Below are 23,553 nucleotides of genomic sequence, written 5' to 3'. Positions count from 1 at the left end.
TTATCGGTTCACCCGCTTTCGTGCCTCATCATATTTTTCGCTAGTGGAACGCGTGCCCCGAATCAATGACCTTGCATCTGGCAGACTTCCTTGTCCAAGTCGAATCAACGTTGCTCTATGATCATTCAGTTGTTGCTCCAGCACATGTCCCAGCCGCTCTGCAATCTCTTCGCTCTTCCACACGTTCCAATCTTCCACGATCGGCGGGCCAGCCTTCATTGAGATTTCAGGCAGGTCATGCTGAACCATGCCATGACATAAGGTGACCGGCACGGCAATAGCCTGCGGAAAACGACGAAGCACGAGTCCAATGCCCGGACGGAACTGAATCGGCCGAGCCTCCTGATGTATAATTTCACCCTGCGGGAATATCCAGACCCTTTTGCCAGCAGCCAGCAACTCATTCGTATATTGCAACGATGTCCGAACACCAGATGCACTGTTCTTGTTGATTGAATACGCTCCGAGTTTGCGAAAAAAAGCATACTGCCGAAGCTGCCGCTCCTCCATCATCACATAATGATCACCGCGTGAAGTTTGCTTCGCCGCATGATACAGCAACAGACCATCCCACCACGAGCTATGGTTCATGAAATAGACAACGGGCTGTTCCGGCGCCATAGGCTCCATCCCGCCCATGCCGTTGCCATCCATCATCTGCGGGTCAAGAGAACCCGAGAGCGTGAACGAACGAAAGCGTCTGTGCAGCAGATAATAATGGTTGTACAGCGAGAACACCCGGTCAAACGCTTTGGACTTTACGGCGCGAATCATACAGCCAGCTCCCCTCGGCAAGCAGTACACCTGCGATGGCAATGATGAAGCTGCCTGTTATACCTTCTTTTAATGCAAGCAGGCCGAACAGAAGGATAAACAGCTGGTACAGCCATTTTGCCCGTAGCAGGGAACGTCGATCCTTCGGCATGGCCGGCAAAAAGAGAGACAGAAATGCACCCATAATGAACCAACTGATGTAGTTTGTCCACGGGACACCGTAGAATCCGCCCGGTGCTTGCCATTCCCAGAATCCCCTTGCATGAGCGACAGGGTCAAGCACGAAATCGAGCACAATTGCCCAAAATCCCGTCTTGATTGCCCGTACCAACTTACCACCCCAAGTCGATCCACCGCCGCTAATCAGCGCCGAGTTGCCAACGACTGCGATCCAGGCGAATCCAAGTGTTACCGGTACACTGAACAGATGGATGCCAAAGAAGTCGGAATAGGCATACTCGCCAAAAGGCCAGTGTGTATGTACACCGATCCATTCCACACCCATACCGCCCAGCCAGATGATAAAGGACGATATCCAGAGGCCGGGCCGTAGCCACTTGACTGACTGGTCGGACAGGTCAGATCGGCGATGTTGCTGATATATAAGGTCAAGCACATACAACGAGTAGAACACTAGAAATAGCCCATTAGAGAAGGATAACGCCTCAGGCACACCAATTGTAAGCATTAGGATAGCACCAATGGCGTACCATACCCAGTACACCCACTGAACCATCAGGATACCGCCATTCGGGAAGCTTGATACGCCAGCATCGGATAACGTTTCACAATCGCACCCAGCATCTCCAGTTTCAATTCATCGCTGACATACGCTCGTTTCGTGTACACATCGTAGTCGTTACGCTCCACGACGTGCAGGATAGTTGAATAGAAGGCCGCGGCTAACTCAATCGAAAAGGCACTCTCAACCGGATAGGTGTCCAGACGATCCATGCCGATCCTGAACCAGTTAAGCGCTGCAGCTTTCAAATCCTGAATGATAGCAATAAATCGGTCATCCACAATACCGTCTTCCCAGTCCTGTTCGGAGTAACCGTGTCTCTCCATGATCTCCAGCGGTACATAGCGGCGCATTCTGGCCCGGTCTTCTCCTACGTCTCGAATAATGTTCACAATCTGCATGCCTTTGCCCAGCGCAATGCCGTTCATCGCCACTTCTGCGCCGTTATCATTACGCAGCACAGGCAGCAACATCTCACCAACAGTTCCGGCAACCAGATAACAATAGTGTTCCAGCTGTTCCAGTGTTGTATAGTGGGTCACTTCCAGATCGGTTAATTGTCCCTCCATCTGACGAAAAAACGGACCTTTGTCCAGATGGGGAAAACTGCCGAACAGCCATCTCAGTGCCGGCCAGATAAAATGTCCCTCGGCTTCTTCGAGATGTTCAAATAAATCACGAATCTCATGAATCGTATATGTCGATTGCTCCGGCTCATCCACACTATCGTCAATCATGCGGCAAAACGCATAGATGACATATACCGCTTCGCGGCGGGGACTCGGCAGGCCCTTAAATGCCTGATAAAAAGACGAGGAACCCTTCTGCATCAACTCTTCACACCTGCTCAAAATTGCTTCGTTCATTTCCCCATCTCCTTCATGAGTTGATTGACAGCCATCCTAGCGCCCTGCATCACAATAGGCACGCCGCCTCCTGGATGTACCGAAGCCCCGGCAGCGTACAAGCCTTGTATCTTCGGAAACGGCTTGGGCTGCGGGCGATATACTCCTGACTGAAACAGGACAGGAGCAATGCCAAAGCTTCCTCCACCATAAAGACCATCACGCGCGGCGTCAGCAGGTGTACGTACCTTTTTCCATTGCAGCGCTGCACGTAAACCCGGGAATCCCCGCCGCTCCGCCTCTTCCAGCACACGTTCTGCCAGCGCCTCACTCTCGTGTTCCCAGTTCACGCCTTCTGCATCCGGTACCGGAATGAGGAAATACAGTACACTCTGTCCCGGAGGTGCAGCTGTCTCGTCCACCGCAGCCGGGTTGAATACGTAAAATGATGGCTTCGCCGGAATACGGCGCTCGTTGAACACTTGGCGTAAACTACCATCTAGGCTTGGTGGCAGGAAAAACTGATGCGTTGTGGCCTCCTCCCACCTTTTGTCTGCTCCGGCATAGATCAGCACGCACCCCGATGAAGGGCGATAGGGCTTGCGTTTCACGGGTATTTCCGGCACCTGCTTCAGTAGCCCATTCAAGTTCGGAAAATCCCCGTTATAGATCACGGCATCCACCTTTTCAGCACCGTCAGCCATTTTAATCCCTTCGCACACTCCATTACTTATCTTCAATCCAGTAACTTCTGTATTCAGCTTGATCTTGCCGCCGCGAGAGAGCAGTTCCTGCTCCAGAATAGCGGGCAGAGCCGCATATCCGCCCTTCACCATCCAGATGCCATACTCGTGCTCGGCGTAAGGAAGCAATGAATAAATGCCCGGCGTGCCAAAGGGCGACCCACCGATATACAAGCTTTGCAGCGAATAGGCATCCAGCAATTCTTCATGTTCAAAGTAATCCCCTACAGCCTTCCGCACACTCTTGTGTGCACGCAGCTTGCCCATAAGCGACATGAGCGAAGGGGTGAAGAAGTCCCTTTTGCGCGGAAACATCTGTTCCAGAAACGCCGCTCGGCCTGCGGGAAACAACGTGTCCATATCCTTCATGAATCTTGTGAATCCACTGCCTTCTCCCGGGAATAACCTTTCAATCTCGGCCATCTGCTCACTCCGGTCTGTCTTCTTGGTCATGACACGTCCGCTGTGATAGTGCACCCGGTATAACGGGTCACAGCGCAGCAGCTCGACTTTGGAGCGATCCACACCAGCCTCTTCCAGAATGCCAAGCAACATCTCGGGCAGCAAGACAATGGTCGGCCCCTGATCAATCCGGTAATCGCCTTCCTGTTCAAAAGCAATCCGTCCACCTACGCGGGAGCCCCGCTCGTATACCGTAACATCCCATCCCTGACGGTTCAGCAGCAGAGCTGAGGTCAGTCCCCCAATCCCTGCACCTACAACAGCAGCTCGTTTCATGAGTGGCCTCCAGCTTCCGCTGTTTTCACATAAGAGGATGGTTTCGTACGTCTTCGCGCATCCTCTTCCTGAATGAGTCTCACGCTGATTCGTGCGGATTCAAAAATAGTCGGTAAACCGCTGCCTGGATGCGTTCCTCCACCAACCAGCCAGGCATGCTCCAATTCCTCGAACTGATTGTGCGGTCTGAGATACATCATCTGACCCAGGTTATGTGCCATATTAAACGTTGCTCCCTGGTATACATCCAGCTCATTTTGCCAATCCAGCGGTGTAAACATCATGCATTCTTCAATCCGCCCACGGATGTCTGCCAGCTCAGGGATCGCTTCAAGACGCTTCAACATCGCTTCCTGTACCTTCGCTCGTTCAGCCTCCCAGTCGATGTCTCCTGTAAGGTTTGGTGTCGGCATCAGTACATAAAGTGCAGATTTTCCTGCTGGTGCGAGTGTCGGATCGAGTCTGGATGGGTTATGAACATATAGAGACGGATCAGCGGATAATATTTTGTGCTTCGTAATCTCATCCACATTCACCCGGTAATCTTCTGGAAAATAGATGGAGTGATGCGGCAGATCAATCTCGCCGTCTACGCCTAGATACAACATCGCTGTAGAACAGGAATACTTTTTGCGTTTCATTTTCTCAGGTGTGTACTTCTTCAGTACGCCAGGTTCGAACAAATGGTTCACTGCATGGGCAAAATCGGCATTGACTACGACATGATCGGCTTCGATCCGTTCTCCGCTTTCAAGCAGTACACCCTCGGCGCGACCATCACGAACAATAACCTGCTTCACAGGTGTACTCGTGTGAATACGTCCGCCATTCTCCTCAACGACATCGGCCATCGCCTGGAATACCCGATTCACGCCGCCGATCGGATGGAACAGTCCATATTGGTGTTCGATAAACGACAATATCGTAAATGTTCCCGGACAATCCCATGCGGACATCCCCAAATATTTGGACTGGAATGTAAAGGCCCAACGCAGGCGTTCGTCGGTAAAGTACCGGGAAAGAATGCCGTAAACCGTATTATTTATATCAAGTTTAGGTAGAGCCGTAATCGCATCTTTACGTAAATAATCGGTGAGCTTGCCAAACGGACGGCGGAGCAGTGGCATCACTTTGCCAAACTTTACTTCTTCGTCCCGCATGTACCGGAGGTAATTCTCTTCATTGCCGGGGAACAGCTCTTTGATCTGCGCTGCTGTATCCTCCCGATTGCGTGAAGGCGTGAACACCTTATCTCCAAAGTTCAAAGCGTACAGCGGGGTCAGTTCTTTCATATCTACATAATCCGACAGCTTGCGTCCGACCACATCAAACATCTCTTCAATCAACTGAGGCATCATCAAAAAGGTAGCCCCGCGGTCAAACTTGTATTCACCAAGCTCCAGACGGGAAGATCGTCCGCCAATGGCTGGCTGTTTCTCGTATACATCGACCTCGTATCCCTGACCGGACAGTAACATGGCTGCCGCGAGTCCACCCGGGCCTGCGCCAATGACAGCTGCACGTTTGCGTTGTTGATTCGGTATCATGCCACTCACCTTTCTATGTAGGGAATATCTCTAGTTCTTAAGCCCCTAACCTATTATTAAACCGCATTGAAACACTTCAAGCGGGTAAACTAAAAAACATTATACAAATGGTGTACAAATATTATACGACAAGTAAAACATAAAATGACCCACGGGTCAAATTAATCATCTTTTCTATGTATGGATATATAAAAAAACATCCCTTGATCATTGGATCAAAGGATGTCCGCTATGTTATGAATCTATTCCCGCATTATCTGCTTTATGTGTGATTGCTATACAATCATTATCCCGCACCTGGTGGGCGATCCGTAAAATATTCCCGTTCAATCCAAGACTGCCAGTCTGCCGAATCTTCAGGCATAATCCACTCTGGGTAACGAGCATGCTTCGCACGTTCAAACCCTTTGCCGCCCAGCACAAAACGGATATGAGGAAACTCGTCCTGAATCCGCCCAATCAACTGGTCACAGGCTTCTACAAGCTCAGGGCTCGTGATCGATAGGCAAACCAGTTTGATTTTCTGCTCACGGAGAATTGGAAATACCCCTTCTTCCGGTGTATTGGCTCCGAGATACAGGACTTCCGCTCCATTTTTGCGCATAAATAAAGAGAACAACAATAAACCAACCTGATGATGCTCCCCTTCCGGACAGAGAGCAAGTACTTTGGGTAGATGCGGATAGATCGGGAACAGATGGAAAAACTGATAAAAGCGCTGGGAGATCAATTGAGTCATGAAATGCTCCTGCGCTACCGTTGCACGTCCTGCTTCCCATGCGTCTCCGACCCGAACCAAGATTGGAACAAGCACATGGTAGAACATGCTGTCATATCCGTACATCGTGAAACCAAAATCAATCAAACCGTTGGCACGCTCGCCCTGAAAATGATAGAGGGAGTCATAGATCTGATCAGCCATCTGTGCATAAGCCTCTTCCATCACGGGTACCGGGGGCACCATCGGCGCAGGTGAAGAAGACTCGGGCCGTTTGGCTTTACTAATCTTCAACATGCGTACGGCCTCGGAAATATTGGCCTGATGCTGATCAATCTGCTCCTTCAGCCAACGCAGATCCGCCACATTCTCTTCCGTATACATGCGATAACCCGACTCTGTCCGCTCAGGGGTGACTGCATTATACCGATTTTCCCAAGCCCGGAGCGTGACCGCCTGAATGCCCAGCATGGCAACGACTTGTTTGATGGAATACACGTGATTACCTACTTTCTCTCCATAAACGTTCTACAAAAATAATACGTTCATTATACACAACGGCCTTGCACCTGTCGATGAACACGCCCAAATTGTGGAACCAGCTTGTCATAAACATCCTTCAAGGGCTCCTGCGTCAACATCGCGGCACCTGTGGTAATAAACGTCAGCAAGCATAGACAGATAGAAAGGGGGAGTCCAGCCTTGTTCTCATTACGCCGTCATACCTCTAACCGCAAAACTTCTCGCAGCAAATTCCCATACATACGTACAGCATTGGCAGTAATGATCCTTTGGCTTATTGCTGTTATGCTCTATCAGACCTATAAACCCCTGCCGCCAGGGATCTCCTATGAGAGCCCGGAATACCGGGTGAAAAACGTGCAGTTTCTGCATGATCTCACGTATCCATCTGCCGATGGACAGATGCAGCATGAACAGCAGATTTTCCAGCGGATGCTTCAGGTAGTTGAGGATGCCGAGCAGTTTGTCGTTGTAGATATGTTTCTGTTCAACAACTACCAGCACAAGGGACAGAACTTTCCACCTGTCAGTCAGGAGTTTACGGATGCACTCGTAGGCAAAAAAATGCAGCATCCCGACATGGACATCTGGTTCATTACCGATGAGGTGAACACCAACTATAACTCGGCCCCCAATCCGCTGCTGGAACAGATGAAACAGGCTAACATTCATGTCGTCGTCACGAATGATGCTCCACTGAGGGATTCTACACCGGTGTATTCTGCGGTCTGGCGTACGTTTTTCCAATGGTTCGGTCAGTCAGGGAAAGGTTGGATTCCTAACCTGATGGCGACCGATGGCCCGGATGTTACGGTGAGATCTTACCTGAAATTACTCAATGTGAAGGCAAATCACCGCAAGGTTGTTGTCAGCGAAAAAACCGCTATCGTGTCATCAGGCAACATTCATGATCCAAGTGCATATCACTCCAATATTGGATTTGAGATTACTGGCCCGATTATTGGGGATATCCTTCAATCGGAGCAAGCTGTTGTGGACATATCCGGAGGAGGTCAACTCCCCGACTATACCGAAACTTCCAAGGCCTTCCCATCCGGGAAATCGAGTGAAAATGATGGGCCTATTCGCCTTCGTTATGTGACCGAAGGCAAAGTCAATGATGCCTTGCTCGATGAGTTAAGCCAGGTCGGGAAAGGGGATACCCTATGGATGGGAATGTTCTATATCGCTTCACCGAAAGTACTGGAAGCATTGCTGGATGCCTCAGAGCGAGGAACGGACATTCGGCTTGTGCTCGATCCTAATGAAAATGCCTTTGGTCAGGAGAAAATCGGCATTCCCAATCGTCCCGTAGCAGCCGAATTACATGATAAATCGAACGGCAAAATCCAGATTCGTTGGTACAACACGACCAAAGAGCAATACCATACCAAAATGATGTATATCGCGAAGGCTAACGGAGATCATATCGTGCTCGGTGGATCAACCAACTTCACTCCCCGGAATCTGAATGACTACAATCTAGAGAACAATGTGTGGATTGCAGCTCCGGCAGACAACAAGTTTACGTTAGACGTTGCGAATTATTTCAAGCGCATTTGGACAAACGAGGATGCTGAATTCACTCTGAATCTGGAAGAATTCCAGGAGAAGACCACCTTCTTGAAAGGCATTCTGTATAAACTGCAGCTCATTCTTGGGTTTACAACATTCTAATTGACGTATTTATTTCCGCTTGAATGAAGGCCCGTTTTTGGTAAATGATTCGTTCAGCCTATACAGTGACTCCAGATCACAACTTAACCCATACATCCATTTAACTAAATGCATCCGTCTGTAATCTTTATGTGCGGCGGGTGTATTTTGTGATTGCTGTTCTGTCTTGACAGAGGATGTAATGTGTGAAAAGATGTTACCTAACGACCGTTAGGAAGGTGAATATAATGACTGGTTATTCTATCCGGGATGCGGCCCTGTTTCATTTTGCTAGAGACGGTTATGAAGGGGCTTCGCTAAGAGCGATAGCTGATGAAGTGGGGATTAAGAAACCCTCTATATATGCGCATTTCAGTTGTAAAGAAGACTTGTTTATGCACACGCTTGAGTATGCATTTGACGAAGTGCGGCGACATACCTTGGAGTATTTCCGCGACCACGCCCACCTGCCACTGGAAGAACGGTTGCGAGGGTTGCTCACGTGGTTCGAGCAGGAGTATCAGGATCATGCCTCTGCCAGGTTGATGTTGCGCAATTGTTATTATCCACCTCCCGATCTGTACAGCCAGGTGATGGATCTGGTGTATCCATTTCTGGACGGCATGGAGCGTACATTGTCTCGGCTGTTGCAGCGAGCGATTCGCGGGGGGGATGTTCCACCTATTCCTGCCGAGCAGGCCGCCATTGCTTTTATGACCTTTCTCGATGGCATTACGGTTGAAATTATCTATGGAAGCTCACGTCGGTACAAGAGACGGCTGGATGCGTCCTGGCCCGTCTTTTGGAATGGTATACACAGCTTGAATGAACAGGCACGCCCTATTGTGACAGAAGGAGATTGAACATCATGAACCGCAACTGGTTATACGTTTTTGTAGGAGGCATCATTGAAATTGTCTGGGTTAGCGGACTTAAACATGCCTCGAATGCTTGGGAATGGGCATTGACGGGACTCGCCATATTTATCAGCTTTGGCCTGATTATTGCTGCTGCCAAAAGACTGCCCGTGGGTACGGTCTATGCCGTGTTTACCGGGATCGGCACAGCTGGTACGGTGTTGACCGAAATGCTGCTGTTCGGCGAGCCGTTCCGTCTGGCTAAAATGCTGCTGATTGGACTGTTGCTCTGTGGCGTCATCGGACTGAAGCTGGTCACCGATCAGCAGGAAAGCCAGAAACCCCAAGTTAAAGGAGGTGCCGTCTGATGGCTTGGCTTGCTATAGTAGGTGCTGGGATATGTGAAATATTTGGAGTCATCGGCATCAATGGAGCTTCTACGCGTAAGGGTTGGCCTTACATTGTCCTGATGCTGGTATCGTTTGTATTCAGCTTCTCGCTGTTATCTTACGCTATGACATCTATCCCTATGGGCACAGCCTACGCGGTATGGACAGGAATTGGTACAGTAGGAAGTACGGTGACGGGCATGCTTCTATTTGGTGAACGGAAAGAAGCGAAGCGGCTGCTGTTCATTGCAATGATTTTGGTAGCAGCAGTAGGATTGAAAATCATTACGTAATGTAATGAATACCATTCAACATAATGGATGTAATTTAACACTAAGAAAGGCGACTTCATTCAGGGAGTCGTCTTTTTTGTGTACGATTGCTTAAGTGCGATTGTGTAGATACATTTATGGAGATAGGTTTGTGGAGATAGGTTTGTTTAGGTTCTTTTATGCAGGTACAAATTTTGGGCGAAATGTTTTAAGTACAACAGGTAATTTGGGGTATAATGTAATATAAAAAATAGTCTTGCCATTAAGCTGATGGGAATGAAGGAGGGTAATTTTTATGAAAAAATGGTTGGTACGTATCGGCGCATATACCGGTTATTCGTTCCTGATCGCACTGGCACTCTTCTATCTCTTCTTCCTGGCAGTGATTATCATGCTCGCTATATACGATTTCCAGGGAGGAACATAGTCTGCTTCTCTGTCTTTCCTTTCATCTTCTCTTCCGTTTACTTGCTCTTTTTGCTTAGACTCGCAATGCTTTGCTTGGATTTTCATTTATTCCTTTTTTATTTTTTAATTTCTTTTATTGAGACTGTACTATATCTTCTTTCTATATCTTCTTTAATTACTCTAATCTATTTTAATTACATTGGTTTACTTTCATTTCTTTCTGTTTGCGCTCTCCTTCGCTTTCGCCCCACTTCCTTTTCTTCTTTTCTTTTCTTCTTTTCTTCTTTTCTTTACTTCTATACTTCACTTCACTTCTTCACTTTACTTTACTTTACTTTACTTTACTTTACTTACCCTTTCTTGTTTTTCTGTTTTGCTTGGCTTACTTCCCTTCATTCGATATTCCTTCGTTTGTTCTCTCTTTTCCTTTCCTTTCCTTTCCGAAGTAGCGCGGTGCATGCATTTTAATTCTAACGATCACCAGTAACGCTATTTGGGCCAAATTACAAGTTTTATATTTCTAACGATCACAGGAGAGCTTATTTAAGGATTTTGATGCGAAAGTGCACGTTTAACTTGTGTTTTCTGCAAATTAAGGTTTCTGGTGATCGTTAGAATTTCAAAAGGATGTATATTGCTCAAATAAGCTCTGCCGTGATCGTTAGAATAAATTTTCGATATGTTCTTGAGTCGCCCTTGAAGCTTTCTTAATGTGTTCTTAACGTTCTTGATGTTATTGATGTTATTGATGTTCTTAATGTGTTGATGTTATTGATGTGTTGATGTGTTTTCGTTGTGTTTGCACAGTACGCATCTCCTGGCACGTGATGTAATGAGTTTGGCGCATCAAGATGATCAGCCGTGCGGCCAGGCCTGCATACTTGAATCCTTCTTGATGCGTTTTCGATGCTTCCTTTATGCGTCTTCGATGCGCCCTTTATGCATTCTTCCATCCCCATCTCCCAAAAGTGCAACGTATAAGTTTACGGCTTGTATCTTGTATAATGTACTTTATTTTCTCAATTCTTATCTCAGTTCTTTTCTAGATGTCTTATCTCAATTCTTTTCTCAGTTTTTTAGCAATTCTTTAGCAATTCTTTCTGAGTTCTATTCTCGGTTCTTCTCTGAATCTACTTTTCGACTCTCTCCCCCTATATCGTGCACATTTGTAATCCTCCATACACATCGTTTATACTTAGTTTGACCACAAAGTCAATATAAGAACTCAAGAGTTCCCAGCGAGGTGAACATACCCTTAATGAACCCGATCCATGGGATGAATGAAAAAAGAAAACTGGTTATCACCACAGCACTCAAGCTGTTTTCGGCCAAGGGCAGCGCCGCAACCTCCATGCAGGAGATTGCCGAATTATGCGGGATGTCTAAAGGCAGCTTATATCTGATGTTCAAATCCAAAGAGGAACTGGAGGCCAGTACGCTGGAGTACTGTGTATACATTCTTATGGATGAGATGTCCCAGATTGAACATGAAAGCAGCCTGACTTCCAGAGAACGGCTACATAAACAGATTGAGGTGCTGCTAACGCATGTCGCGGAATTGAAGGAATTTTTACGTGTCCAGCTACGCAGCATGATGATGGATGATGAACAACAGCGCAAGGAGCACTGCACCCCTCAGCAAAGAGATATTGAGATACGTACGTTGCATTGGTTCAAAAGTAAACTGGAAGATCTGTACGGCTCCGAGATCGAGCCTTATACGATTGATCTTATCCTGCTGACACATGGACTTTTCCTGTCGTACGTCAAAATCTGGTTTACCGAAATGCCTTCCCTTACGGTCAATAAGATGGCTACACATCTTTTACAGATGATGGATTATGCAGCACAGGGCTGCCTCCAGCATCGGCCAGAACCTCTGATTTCTCTGGATCAGTGGCCTGCCTGGATTGCTGAGCCCCAACCGGATGCAGCCATGTTGCGGCATCCCGTCCATATTCTGAAACAGATGCAAGATATCGCATCAAGCGACCTGCCCAGCGGTCAATCAAAAAATGATGTGCTTGAGACCATAGCCATACTAAGGCAAGAGATCATGGAATTTATGCCAAGGCGTGCCATCATTCTCGGTATGATGCGCAACCTGGAAGGGATAACTATCCTTGAGCCGATGCACTCCGAGCTCCAGCACATTATGGATACCATGTATAACCGGTTTATCCAGGCTGACTCGTCAAACACATAAACAGGAGAAACAGAGAGGAGAAGAAACCAACGTATGAAAGGGATTATTAACTTTTCACTGAACAACAAGTTTGCAATCTGGATTCTGACCATCATCATCTCATTCGCAGGCTTGTACAGCGGAATGACGATGAAGCAGGAGACCATCCCGAACATCAATGTACCGTTTCTGAATGTCACGGCGATCGATCCGGGTGCCGCTCCAGAAGGTATTGTAGAAGATGTCACGAAGCCGCTGGAACAGAAGCTGCGCAACCTCGATGGCGTGAAGACCGTCACCTCCACTTCCATGGAGAATGCGGCATCCATCACGCTGGAATTCGACTATGGAACCGACCTGACGAACGCGACAGCTACGGTTCGTGAAGCACTGAACGAGGTGCAATTGCCCGACAGTGTGCAGAAACCAACGATCTCCAAATTCAGCATTAACTCGTTCCCGGTTGTATCCCTCAGTTTGTCTGACAAAGACGGCGGGGATTTGGAAGAACTGACACGGCTCGTAGAATCGGATATCAAACCTGCACTAGAAGATATTGATGGTGTAGCTCAGGTTCAAGTGTCCGGTCAGTACGTTAAAGAAGTGCAATTAACGTTTGATCAAGCCAAAATGGCTGAACTCGGTCTAAGCGAAGATACGGTGAACGGAATCGTTAAGGGTTCATCCATTCGTGTACCGCTCGGCCTATTCGAACTGGATAAATCCCAGAAAGCCGTGGTTGTGGACGGCAATATCATCGGACTCGATGATCTGAAAAACCTAGCGATTCCAGTCGTACCAAGCGGAGCTGGCGCTGGTGCTTCTGCAGGCCAAGGTACTGGAGCGGCTACAGAACAAGGTGCGTCTACGCCAGGGGCTTCCCAAGGTGGCGGTGCGCAAAACGGTCAAGCTACAGGTCAAACTACTGATCCATCGGCTCAAGCTGGACAAGATGCAGCTGGTGCTGCGCAAGGTTCCAATCCCGCAGCAGGTCAAGCTGGCAGCGGCAATGCTGCAGCAGCGAACCCATCCGGTTCCGCAGGTGCTGCAAGCGCAGCTGGCATCCCAACCGTGAAGCTGAGCGACATTGCCAAAATTGAGGTCATCGGTCAAGCCGAGTCCATCTCCCGCACGAACGGCAAGGAATCCATCGGTATTTCCGTAGTGAAATCCAACGATGCCAATACGGTGGACGTGGTTAAGGCCGTCAAAAGTAAAGCCGAAGAACTGCAAAAGCAATTTAAAAATGCAGAACTGACGATCCTGCTTGACCAAGGTCAGCCTATCCAGGATTCCGTCAACACGATGTTGGGCAAAGCCGTATTTGGTGCCTTGTTCGCGATTCTGATTATTCTGATCTTCCTGCGTAACATCCGTTCAACGATTATCTCCATTATTTCGATTCCGCTCTCCTTGCTCATGGCATTGACGGCGCTCAACCTGATGGACATCACCTTGAACATGATGACACTCGGAGCAATGACGGTTGCGATCGGCCGGGTTGTCGACGACTCCATCGTTGTTATCGAGAACATCTATCGTAGGCTGACACTCAAAAACGAGAAGCTCAAAGGCCGGGATTTGGTTCGTGAAGCAACTCGCGAAATGTTTATCCCGATCCTCTCCTCGACAATTGTAACGATTGCGGTATTCTTGCCGCTGGCACTCGTTAGCGGTATGGTCGGAGAGCTGTTCATGCCATTCGCCTTAACGATGGTTTTCGCCCTGCTGGCTTCCCTGCTGGTTGCAATCACCATTGTTCCGATGCTGGCACACAGCCTGTTCCACAAAGGAATCAAGAACAAACAAAACCATGAAGAGAAGCCGGGCAAATTGGCTGAAAGCTACAAACGTCTGTTGAACTGGACGCTCTCTCATAAAATCATTACCGTTCTTATTGCGGTTCTACTATTGGTCGGCAGCTTGTTCCTGTACCCATTCATTGGCACAAGTTTCCTGCCGGAGCAAAAGGACAAATTCGTTACGATCACGTATAGTCCGGAAACGGGCTCACTTCGTGAAGATGTTGAAAAAGAAGCCCTCGTTGCTGAGAAATGGTTACTGAAACAGCCAGGTTTGGAGAAGATGCAATATTCCATCGGCGGCGGCAGCCCGCTCGCTAGCATGGGTGGAGGCGGCGGAAACTCCGCGCTCTTCTACATCCAATACAATAAAGACACCAAAGACTTTACCGATGTGAAAACACAACTGGTTGAAGGTTTGCAAAAAGAGGTGACCAAAGGTACATGGAGTGAACTCGACATGTCTGGCGGATTCGGGGGCAGCAACTTGAGCCTGTCCATCTACGGCGACAATGTAGAGCAGTTGAAACCTGTGGCTGAAGAAGTCCTGAAACTGGTTCAGGCGGATAAGGACTCTTTTGAAAAAGCAGATACCACCATCTCCGACACCTACGGTCAGTACACGCTCGTTGCCGATCAGGAGAAGTTGAGCAAACTCGGACTCACGGCAGGTCAACTGGCAATGGCACTGAGCCCTGTACGTGAACGTCCGGTTCTTACCGAAGTGGATATCGACAACAAAACGTACAAAGTCTATGTAGAAACGGACAACAAAACGTTCAGCAGCATCAAGGATATTGAAAATGAAAAGGTCACTTCACCGCTAGGTATCCAGGTTCCAATCAAGGATGTAGCCAAAGTGGAAGAAGGCACTTCACCAAACTCCATTATGCGCATTGATGGCAAAGTGGTTGTACAGGTGACAGCGAACATTCTGGCTTCCGATGTGACGAAGGCTTCACAGAACTTGAAAGCAAACATCGACAAACTGGACTTGCCAGATGGTGTTGAAGTGAAGTTTGGCGGTACAACCGAACAGATTAATGACACCTTTACACAGCTCGGTCTGGCGATGCTGGCAGCTATTGCAATTGTATACTTCGTGCTTGTCGTGACGTTTGGCGGCGGACTTGCACCATTCGCAATCCTGTTCTCCCTGCCGTTTACCGTAATCGGGATCATGGTTGGTTTGTTCATCGCAGGCGGTACACTCGACGTATCTGCTATGATGGGTGCACTAATGCTGATTGGTATCGTTGTTACCAACGCCATTGTATTGATTGACCGTGTTATTCATAAGGAAAATGAAGGACTCACGACGCGTGAAGCGCTGCTGGAAGCAGGAGCTACACGTCTGCGTCCAATCCTGATGACCGCTCTCGCAACGATTGGTGCCCTGCTGCCACTGGTAACAGGTCTCGAAGAAAGTGCAGGTATCATCTCGAAAGGACTCGGTATTACCGTTATCGGTGGTCTGATCAGTTCTACACTGCTTACGCTGGTCATCGTGCCGATCGTTTATGAGTTCCTGATGAAATTCAAAAAGAAAAAAATCGTCGATTAATTCAGTCTAGCGTTATCCCCACGATTCAGATGTGATCGCAAGCAAAGCTTTGCCCTTGACGGGTACTGGAATCTGTAATGATTCCCGTGCCTGATCAAGGGCATTTTTTTTCGTTTCGACGTAAAAAAGACGAACATATATCTGCTGCCCATTTTAGATGCATAACAAAAAGATGAATTATTTTTGTTATCTAGACCAAATGAGCGTCAGGTTTAATCTCATCTATTCTGAATAAACGTATACTTATCTTTAAAAATCCAGCAAGCAAACACCCTAAATCCAGTACCCTTTGTATCAAATCTACAGATGAGTCATGGGAAAGGGCGGTGATCGTGTGGGGGAGACCACGCTTCATATCCAAGTTAGAGACATGCTGAAACGTCCTGTGTTTCGCAAGGCCGAGTACCTTGCCAGCCATCGCGCATTGGAGCGCTACGTACGCTGGGTACATATTATGGAGGTTCCTGAGATTGGGGGCTTGCTGAGCGGCGGAGAATTGGTGCTGACAACAGGGATCGGCTGGCCTGAAGGCAAGTCGCATGGTCTGTCTTTTCTGCAACAATTGATTGCCTGCGGTGCCGCAGGGTTATGCATTGAACTCGGGGAACATACGCGATCACAGCTTGAGGCGATGAAACAACTGGCTGAGGCGGAAGATTTCCCGCTAATCTGGTTTCATGAACAAGTCCGGTATGTTGATATTACACAGGATTTGCATTTTGCCCTGATTCGCAGTCATCAGCGTATGGTCGCGGAACTGGATCAGCTCACCACCTCCTTTCATCAGCTGTTGCTGAATGGGGATGGTGTACAGCCGTTACTGCGTCTGCTGTCACGCAATACCGGGTATGCTGTCGCCTTATATCCGCTGGAAGGTGAAGCTACAGCCATACCTTATGTCCCACCTGAACAACTGGAGAAGCGGAGACAACAGTGGTTGGAACAGCGTGAATTGATGGCTCACGCTAACCATGACCGTTATACAGGGAACGCTGCGGCTGTGAAGGTAACAGACCCTTTTTCCGGGCAGCTCACAATGAATCCAATCAGCATCCCTGTCCAGGCACTGGAGTACACCTTTGCCGATCTTATCCTTTTCCCTCACAAACACACAGACCCTGATCCTCCCATTCCCGATCTCACGCACCCATCCGACGAGTACGTTTTTCATGCGCTGGAGCGATGTGCTGCCGCCATAGCCCAGGATTGGATGCGTACCCAGTACATGGAGGAAAAACGGCGGTATAAGGAGGATATGTGGGTCATTGACTGGTTAAACGGACATCACTCCGCCAAAGAAATTCATGAATATCTTGCAGCGGTAAATCCGGCTCTCTGTACAGGACAGGCCGCAGTTGTGTTATTCGACAGCAGTCCTGCGCAGCACGACAGTCTCAGACTGCAAAAGATACTGATCCAGCGTAATATCGTTGCCCGCTCCGTATTTGCCCGGGAAGGCTTCACCCTCTACAGTACTGTGCTTAATCTCCAGATCATTCTCATTGTCATCGACCCACAGGTTGCATCTCTTCGTAAATCTAATCTTTGGTCCTGTATTCAACAGCTTCGGCAGCACGAGCAGGAGCAAACTCACCAGCTCTTCTCCGGTCTGTATGGTATCGGTCAGCACTATTCGGAATACCCACGCCTGCGAGAGAGTCTTGAATCCGCCAAGGAAACGCTGCGTATTCAGAAAGATATCGGAGTAATGGAGCAGCCCTTTTACAGTAACCTGCACTGTTACCGCATCATCGCCAGTATGAAACAGAGCGGTAGCTTAACTGATTTTATCAACGAATACTTGGGGCCACTGATTCGGTATGATTCGGAGAAGGGAGGTCAGCTACTCCTTACACTGAAACAATACCTGACACTTTGCTGCTCCAAACAAGAGACGGCAAGTGCACTGTTTATCGTCAGACAGACGTTGTACCATCGGTTGGACAAAATTGAATCGCTTTTGGGAAAAGACTACCTTCTACCCGAGAAACGGGTTGCCACGGAACTTGCGCTCTATGCTTACGAATATGAGCATGGATCACTTATATAAAGAGTATATGTCTGGAAGTGTTAGGGACTCAGATGGGTAAATGGCAGCCAAGCCATACCCATCACATACTACACTATGCGCTTCGCTGTTCCTGTAGCTGACGTATGAGTATGTGGCTGAACCACTTTCGGCCCGAGGCTGTCCCCACATACTGCTCCACATTTTCTCCCGGAAGCTCAGGATGTACCCATGTCACATGAGCTCCCTCCAGATGCTCCCGGACAGAATAGATTCGATACCCCTGTGCAACCAAACGCTCAATTGCCAGCTTCTCCAATTCAAATGCCTCGTGTTCTGACAGTAGTTCCGACATTAGTTCCGCCCCCCATGAACGGCAGTCACCGGTTGCCTCGATGGAATCGGTGCTCCTGCATCGTATTTGTTGCGCTTTACATATTGTCCTGCCCCTGCATTGCCCACATACTGCCGATCCCGTATCACATACTCGCCACGACAGAACACGGTCACCGGGCACCCCTGCACCTGCATGCCTTCGAACGCGCTATAATCCACGTTCATATGATGTGTTTCCGCCGAAATTATCCTAGTTACGGAAGGGTCAAAAATAACAATATCTGCATCCGTCCCTACCGCGAGGGTTCCCTTCTGTGGAAATAATCCGAATAATTTGCCGGCCCTGGTTGAGCACAAATCAACCCATTGATTGAGCGATATCCGGCCTTTCGCTACGCCCTCCGAATATAGAATACTTAGCCGGTCCTCAATGACAGGCCCCCCGTTAGGAATTTTGTTGAAGTCATCTTTGCCCAGATCCTTCTGCCCCTTGAAGTTAAACGAGCAATGATCCGAACCAATCGTCTGCAACTGCCCACTTTGCAGCGCATTCCACAGCGCTTCCTGATGCCCCTTCTCCCTCAGAGGAGGTGACCAAACATATTTGGCACCCTCAAAGTCCGGCTGATCCATTATGGACTGATCCAGCGTCAGATATTGCGGACATGTCTCTCCCCAGATTCGGTATCCCATCTCACGCATACGCGCGATCTGCTCGGCGGCTTCGCCACAAGTAACATGCACCACATACAGCTGCGAATCCGCCAGTGCGGCCAAACGGGCGGCACGTCCCGTCGCTTCTCCCTCCAGCATGGAGGGGCGGGTCAGTGCATGATGAATCGGTGCTGTGTGACCTTCAGCGAGCGCCTGCTTCACAAGCAGGTCAATGACATCCCCGTTCTCGGCGTGCACCATGACAAGTGCACCGTAGTCTTTGGCTTTTTGCAACGTCTGAAAGAGGATGCCATCATCGGCCTGAAACTGGTTTTTGTATGCCATAAACACCTTGAAGGAGGATACGCCCTCCTCTTCAATCATCTGCGGCAGTTCTTCCAGCACCTGCTCATTCATCTCGCCAATCATTAGGTGAAATCCATAGTCAATGACTGCCTTTCCCTCGGCTTTGCGATGCCATTCCTGCAGAGATTCGGATAATGGACGGCCTTTCTGAGTCAGACAAAAGTCAATAATGGTTGTGGTGCCGCCAAAGGCCGCAGCCTTTGTGCCCGTAGCAAAATCATCCGCTGTGACCGTGCCGCCAAACGGCATATCGAGATGAGTATGGGGATCGATACCACCAGGTATGATATAACAGCCTCCTGCATCAAGTACTTCTGTCTGATCATCGGGGATTAACCCGATACCGATCTGTGCTATTTTCCCTGCTGTGATCAATAGATCAGCCTCAAAGGTATCTGATGCCGTCACCAAAATACCACCGCGAATCAATGTGCGCGTACTCATGAAATCGCCTCCTTGGCTGATGGATTATGAATGGATTGCAGCAGGGAAATCGCCGACTGACGTTCATTCCAGGTAACAGGCTCCTGTTCTGGTGCAAGCTCAATCATCTCGATCGCACCGTCCACCGGGCAGACGATGGAACACAGATTACAGCCGACACAATCCTCCTCTACCACTTCAAGATAAGCACCTGCCGGGTCGGTTAACATATCAATACATTGATGGGATGTGTCTTCACAGGCAATGTGGCACTTGTTGCAATTGATGCATACATCCCGATTGATGCGGGCAACCACTTTGTAGTTGAGGTCCAGATTGCCCCAATCCGAGTATCTTGGTACGGTCTGACCGACCAGTTCGGCTACACTCTGAAGTCCTTTTTCATCCAAGTAATCGTTCAGCCCTTCAATCATGTCCTCCACAATGCGGAATCCATGGTGCATCGCCGCTGTACATACCTGTACTCCCGTTGCGCCCATCAGCAGAAATTCAGCCGTATCGCGCCAGTCGGATATACCGCCGATACCCGAAATCGGCACACCAACTTCGGGATGACGGGCGCATTCCGCTACCATGTTAAGCGCGATGGGTTTTACAGCCGGGCCACAGTATCCACCGTGTGCTCCCTTGCCGCCTACATGCGGCACGGTGTTCCAGGAGTCCAGATCAACGCCAGCGAGAGAATTGATTGTATTGATGAGTGAGATCGCATCTGCACCACCACGTACAGCCGCCCGGGCCGTTGCCGTAATATCTGTAATGTTAGGTGTCAACTTTACGATGACTGGTGTGGAAGCCACCTCTTTTACCCACATCGTCTGCGACTCGACAAGATCAGGCTGTTGGCCTGAAGCAGCGCCCATGCCTCGTTCTGCCATACCGTGCGGACATCCAAAGTTCAGTTCCAGACCATCTACGCCGACAGCCTCAACCTTTTTTACAATTTCATGCCACTTTTCCCGCTTGGGTTCCACCATTAGAGATGCCACGACGGCGCGGTCAGGGAAGCGTTTCTTCGTCTCGGCAATCTCGCGCAGATTGACCTCCAGTGGACGGTCGGAGATCAGCTCAATATTGTTAAATCCCGCCACACGCTGACCGCCAAAATGTACTGCCGCAAAGCGGGAGGAAGTGTTAATGATCGGCTCGCCGAGTGTCTTCCACACCGCACCTCCCCAGCCCGCCTCAAACGCACGCTGTACCTGGTACCCGGTATTTGTCGGTGGTGCCGAGGCAAGCCAGAATGGATTAGGTGACCGGATGCCTGCCAGATTGATGGATAAGTCAGCCATATCGAACCCTCCTTGATGTGATTTGGAGTGAATCTACGCTTGCTAAGATGAACGTAAACAAAGATAGCTCTCTAACAATCTCCACAGCTCTTATTTAGCTGAAATTCAGCCTTTGGGAATTCTAACGATCCGTAGGAGCGTTATATTGCTCTTTTTGTCCATTTCCGGCCTGAATCCACAGGTTTTGGGTGAAATAAGCTTCGTGGTGATCGTTAGAATTTCACATGCCTTGTTTTTGCCGAAATAAGGTGTCTGGTGATCGTTAGCCGATTTGGAGCCGGTATGATCTCTCGTGGAGATGCGTTTCTGAGAAAGATGTGACTTTCACACTTCCTTACGCGCTCTCTTCCGAGCGACCAGGCAACATCTTCATGATCGTGGCCGCGACACATTTACCCTGTTGTGCCGCTGAAACGACCATCGCTTCTCCTTGGCCTTGACCAAAAATGACGTCTCCTGCCGCATACACCTGAGGATGTGAGGTACGATACGTATGCGCCTCGACTTCTACCACACCTCCATGATGTTTTAGCTCGAACGCCTCAATGAGCGGCAATAACCGATTTTGTCCAATAGCCCGAATCACCGTGTCACATTCGATAATAAAGGATGAATTCTCCACCGCCACAGGCATCGCACGTCTGCCGCCGGGTGGGGTTACAAGTTCCATTTTCACACATTCCACTGCTCGAACCCTGCCATTCTCGTCTCCAAGAATACGCCGGGGCATCGTAAACCAACGAAACTCCACGCCCTCCTGCTTGGCAAACGTGTACTCAAATGCATAGGCCGTCATCTGTTGCTCTCCGCGCCGATACAACATCTGTACTCGCTCCGCACCCAGGCGCACCGAACAAGTCGCTGCATCCACTGCCGTATTGCCTGCACCAATTACAGCTACATTCAGACCATGCAGTGCCGGCGGTACACCCTGTTTGGTCGTTTCCACAAGTTCAATCGCATCATAGACGCCTTCCAGCGTCTCCCCTTCAATGCCCAGCATCGGGACCGCTCCCATCCCACATGCGAGAATGACAGCCTCATGTTGCTCCAGCAACTCGGGGGCCGCTATATCTACACCAACCCGTACACCGTATCGAATCTTTACTCCCAGTGCCTCCACCTGCTCGACTTCCCATAATGGGACCGACTCCGGCAAACGGAAGGATACGATGCCATAGGTATTCAGTCCGCCGCCCTTTGCTTTGGCTTCATAGATAGTCACGTCATATCCAGCCCGACCCAATTCGCGTGCGGCTGATAGCCCCGCCGGCCCAGCTCCAACAATAGCAACACTTCTCCCGTTATCAGGTGCTGCATGAAACAGCGGTTCATGCCTCTCCCTTGCCCAGTCTGTCGCATAGCGTTGCAGGTCACCAATGCGGATCGGTTTGGAGGACTCGTTCAGCACACAGGCCCCCTCACATAACTCTTCTGTAGGGCAGACACGTGCGCAACTCGCGCCAACCGGATTGGCATCCATGATGGTACGAGCCGACCCTTTGAGATGTCCTGTTGCTATTTTTTTGATAAACGAAGGAATATTGATATCCGTAGGACATGCCTTAATACAAGGGGCATCGTAACAATACAGACAGCGGTTAGACTCTTCCATTGCTTCCTTATTGGTCATGGCTGGTTTCATCTCGCTAAAACGATTTTCCCAGCCGTAATCCGACCATGCTGTTCCAGAACGGTTCATCAATATCACGCACCTCCCGCGGATTTAAGATTTCTGCCGTACCATCCATTGATATGCCAGACAAATGCCAAGCCTATGCCTCCCGCAACAACGCCCTAAATCCGATCTACAAGCTCACCAGATGTTCATACGTCTCCGGTCTGCGATCTCGGTAAAACTGCCACACGTTACGTACCTCACGGATCAACTCCGTATCCATCTCGCCAATGACCACTTCATCCCGATCCCTGCTGCCCATCGCAACCATGCGCCCTCGCGGGTCCACCAGATACGACTGTCCATAAAACTCACCCATGTTCCACGGCGCCTCCATGCCCACACGGTTGATTGCCGCTACATAGTATCCGTTGGCTACCGCATGGGCTGGCTGTTCCAGCTTCCATAAATACTCCGAGGTGCCTGCCACTGTAGCCGATGGATTAAAAACAATTTCTGCCCCTGCCAGCCCCAGCAATCGTGCCCCTTCAGGAAAATGACGATCGTAACAGATATACACGCCCACTTTGGCGTAAGCCGTATCAAATACCGGATAACCCAGATTACCGGGTTTAAAATAATACTTTTCCCAAAAGCCGTTCGTCCCCTCTCCCGCCTCGACATGCGGAATATGATGTTTGCGGTATTTGCCCAGATACGTTCCATCTGCATCAATCACCGCCGCCGTATTGTAATAAGAAGCAATGCCCTCTACTTCGTACACAGGCAAAATAAGGACAACAGCAAGCTCCTTCGCCAGTTCCTGAAAACGCCGGGTCGTCGGCCCTTCGGGAACCTGCTCTGCGGATGCATACCATTTTGGGGTTTGTTCTGTGCAAAAGTATGGCCCGTAAAACACTTCCTGCAGTCCGATAATCTTTGCCCCTCGTGCTGCCGCTTCGCGTACAAGTGTAATATGCTTCTGAATGGATGCCTCCTTATGCACTTCAACCGGGGCCGAGCCTTCAATCTCATGGGAAGCCTGAATCAAACCGATGCTGATCTTTGCCATA

The 23,553-nt window shown here is 49.2% G+C and carries 19 protein-coding genes; 8 read left to right on the top strand and 11 right to left on the bottom strand.

Annotation, left to right across the window (positions count from 1 at the left end; genetic code table 11):
• The 6 genes from EC604_RS16935 to EC604_RS16910 form a co-directional block, all read right to left on the bottom strand.
• Positions 1 to 774, bottom strand: a complete 774-nt coding sequence (locus EC604_RS16935) for a lysophospholipid acyltransferase family protein (RefSeq protein ID WP_123065288.1) — start codon at positions 772 to 774, stop codon at positions 1 to 3.
• A complete protein-coding gene (locus EC604_RS16930) occupies positions 743 to 1,510 on the bottom strand; it encodes a carotenoid biosynthesis protein (protein WP_123065287.1) in 768 nt (255 codons plus the stop codon). The genes EC604_RS16935 and EC604_RS16930 overlap by 32 nt, the downstream gene beginning before the upstream one ends.
• Entirely contained in the window at positions 1,510 to 2,382 is an 873-nt protein-coding gene (locus EC604_RS16925) for a phytoene/squalene synthase family protein (RefSeq protein WP_123065286.1), read from the bottom strand. The genes EC604_RS16930 and EC604_RS16925 overlap by 1 nt, the downstream gene beginning before the upstream one ends.
• Complete coding sequence (locus EC604_RS16920; RefSeq protein ID WP_123065285.1) at positions 2,379 to 3,842, bottom strand: phytoene desaturase family protein; 1,464 nt, start codon at positions 3,840 to 3,842, stop codon at positions 2,379 to 2,381. The genes EC604_RS16925 and EC604_RS16920 overlap by 4 nt, the downstream gene beginning before the upstream one ends.
• Positions 3,839 to 5,389: a phytoene desaturase family protein gene (locus tag EC604_RS16915; protein ID WP_123065284.1), complete on the bottom strand. Its 1,551-nt coding sequence runs from the start codon at positions 5,387 to 5,389 to the stop codon at positions 3,839 to 3,841. Before EC604_RS16915 ends, EC604_RS16920 begins: the two co-directional genes overlap by 4 nt.
• 286 nt (positions 5,390 to 5,675) lie before the next feature.
• Positions 5,676 to 6,605, bottom strand: coding sequence for a MerR family transcriptional regulator (locus EC604_RS16910; RefSeq protein ID WP_123065283.1), 930 nt, complete (start codon positions 6,603 to 6,605; stop codon positions 5,676 to 5,678).
• 204 nt (positions 6,606 to 6,809) lie between these two features.
• Here EC604_RS16910 and EC604_RS16905 point away from each other — a divergent pair, with 204 nt between their 5' ends.
• The 8 genes from EC604_RS16905 to EC604_RS16870 all read left to right on the top strand — a co-directional run bounded on the left by EC604_RS16905 (position 6,810) and on the right by EC604_RS16870 (position 17,812).
• Positions 6,810 to 8,306, top strand: coding sequence for a phospholipase D family protein (locus EC604_RS16905; protein WP_240036972.1), 1,497 nt, complete (start codon positions 6,810 to 6,812; stop codon positions 8,304 to 8,306).
• Positions 8,307 to 8,533: 227 nt separating this feature from the next.
• Positions 8,534 to 9,148, top strand: a complete 615-nt coding sequence (locus EC604_RS16900) for a TetR/AcrR family transcriptional regulator (protein WP_123065282.1) — start codon at positions 8,534 to 8,536, stop codon at positions 9,146 to 9,148.
• A gap of 5 nt (positions 9,149 to 9,153) precedes the next feature.
• Positions 9,154 to 9,510: a DMT family transporter gene (locus EC604_RS16895; protein ID WP_123065281.1), complete on the top strand. Its 357-nt coding sequence runs from the start codon at positions 9,154 to 9,156 to the stop codon at positions 9,508 to 9,510.
• Positions 9,510 to 9,824, top strand: a complete 315-nt coding sequence (locus EC604_RS16890; protein WP_090922789.1) for a DMT family transporter — start codon at positions 9,510 to 9,512, stop codon at positions 9,822 to 9,824. The genes EC604_RS16895 and EC604_RS16890 overlap by 1 nt, the downstream gene beginning before the upstream one ends.
• Positions 9,825 to 10,098: 274 nt before the next feature.
• Complete coding sequence (locus EC604_RS30850; protein ID WP_275670044.1) at positions 10,099 to 10,230, top strand: hypothetical protein; 132 nt, start codon at positions 10,099 to 10,101, stop codon at positions 10,228 to 10,230.
• A 1,257-nt stretch (positions 10,231 to 11,487) separates the two neighbouring features.
• The gene (locus tag EC604_RS16880) at positions 11,488 to 12,417 is read left to right on the top strand and encodes a TetR/AcrR family transcriptional regulator (RefSeq protein ID WP_161556964.1); all 930 of its coding nucleotides are present in this window, start codon (positions 11,488 to 11,490) and stop codon (positions 12,415 to 12,417) included.
• 33 nt (positions 12,418 to 12,450) lie between these two features.
• Entirely contained in the window at positions 12,451 to 15,762 is a 3,312-nt protein-coding gene (locus EC604_RS16875) for an efflux RND transporter permease subunit (protein WP_123065278.1), read from the top strand.
• Between the two features lie 334 nt (positions 15,763 to 16,096).
• Positions 16,097 to 17,812 carry a PucR family transcriptional regulator gene (locus EC604_RS16870; RefSeq protein ID WP_123065427.1) on the top strand — a complete coding sequence of 572 codons (1,716 nt, stop codon included), beginning with the start codon at positions 16,097 to 16,099 and terminating at the stop codon, positions 17,810 to 17,812.
• A 73-nt stretch (positions 17,813 to 17,885) separates the two neighbouring features.
• On the opposite strand, the gene EC604_RS16865 is transcribed toward EC604_RS16870, so the two are convergent.
• The 5 genes from EC604_RS16865 to EC604_RS16845 form a co-directional block, all read right to left on the bottom strand.
• Positions 17,886 to 18,125, bottom strand: coding sequence for a hypothetical protein (locus EC604_RS16865; RefSeq protein ID WP_240036970.1), 240 nt, complete (start codon positions 18,123 to 18,125; stop codon positions 17,886 to 17,888).
• Positions 18,125 to 19,570 carry a dihydropyrimidinase gene (hydA, locus tag EC604_RS16860; protein WP_123065277.1) on the bottom strand — a complete coding sequence of 482 codons (1,446 nt, stop codon included), beginning with the start codon at positions 19,568 to 19,570 and terminating at the stop codon, positions 18,125 to 18,127. Before hydA ends, EC604_RS16865 begins: the two co-directional genes overlap by 1 nt.
• Positions 19,567 to 20,862 (bottom strand): NAD-dependent dihydropyrimidine dehydrogenase subunit PreA, encoded by a 1,296-nt coding sequence (preA, locus tag EC604_RS16855; protein ID WP_123065276.1) that lies wholly within the window; start codon positions 20,860 to 20,862, stop codon positions 19,567 to 19,569. Before preA ends, hydA begins: the two co-directional genes overlap by 4 nt.
• 334 nt (positions 20,863 to 21,196) lie before the next feature.
• Complete coding sequence (locus EC604_RS16850; RefSeq protein ID WP_123065275.1) at positions 21,197 to 22,564, bottom strand: NAD(P)-dependent oxidoreductase; 1,368 nt, start codon at positions 22,562 to 22,564, stop codon at positions 21,197 to 21,199.
• A 106-nt stretch (positions 22,565 to 22,670) separates the two neighbouring features.
• Positions 22,671 to 23,552 (bottom strand): nitrilase-related carbon-nitrogen hydrolase, encoded by an 882-nt coding sequence (locus tag EC604_RS16845; RefSeq protein ID WP_123065274.1) that lies wholly within the window; start codon positions 23,550 to 23,552, stop codon positions 22,671 to 22,673.
• Position 23,553 lies beyond the last annotated feature (1 nt).

The sequence above is a fragment of the Paenibacillus amylolyticus genome, from assembly GCF_003719335.1.
In the GTDB taxonomy this organism is placed as follows: Bacteria; Bacillota; Bacilli; order Paenibacillales; family Paenibacillaceae; genus Paenibacillus; species Paenibacillus amylolyticus_D.
This window is presented reverse-complemented; position numbering and strand designations above follow the sequence as displayed.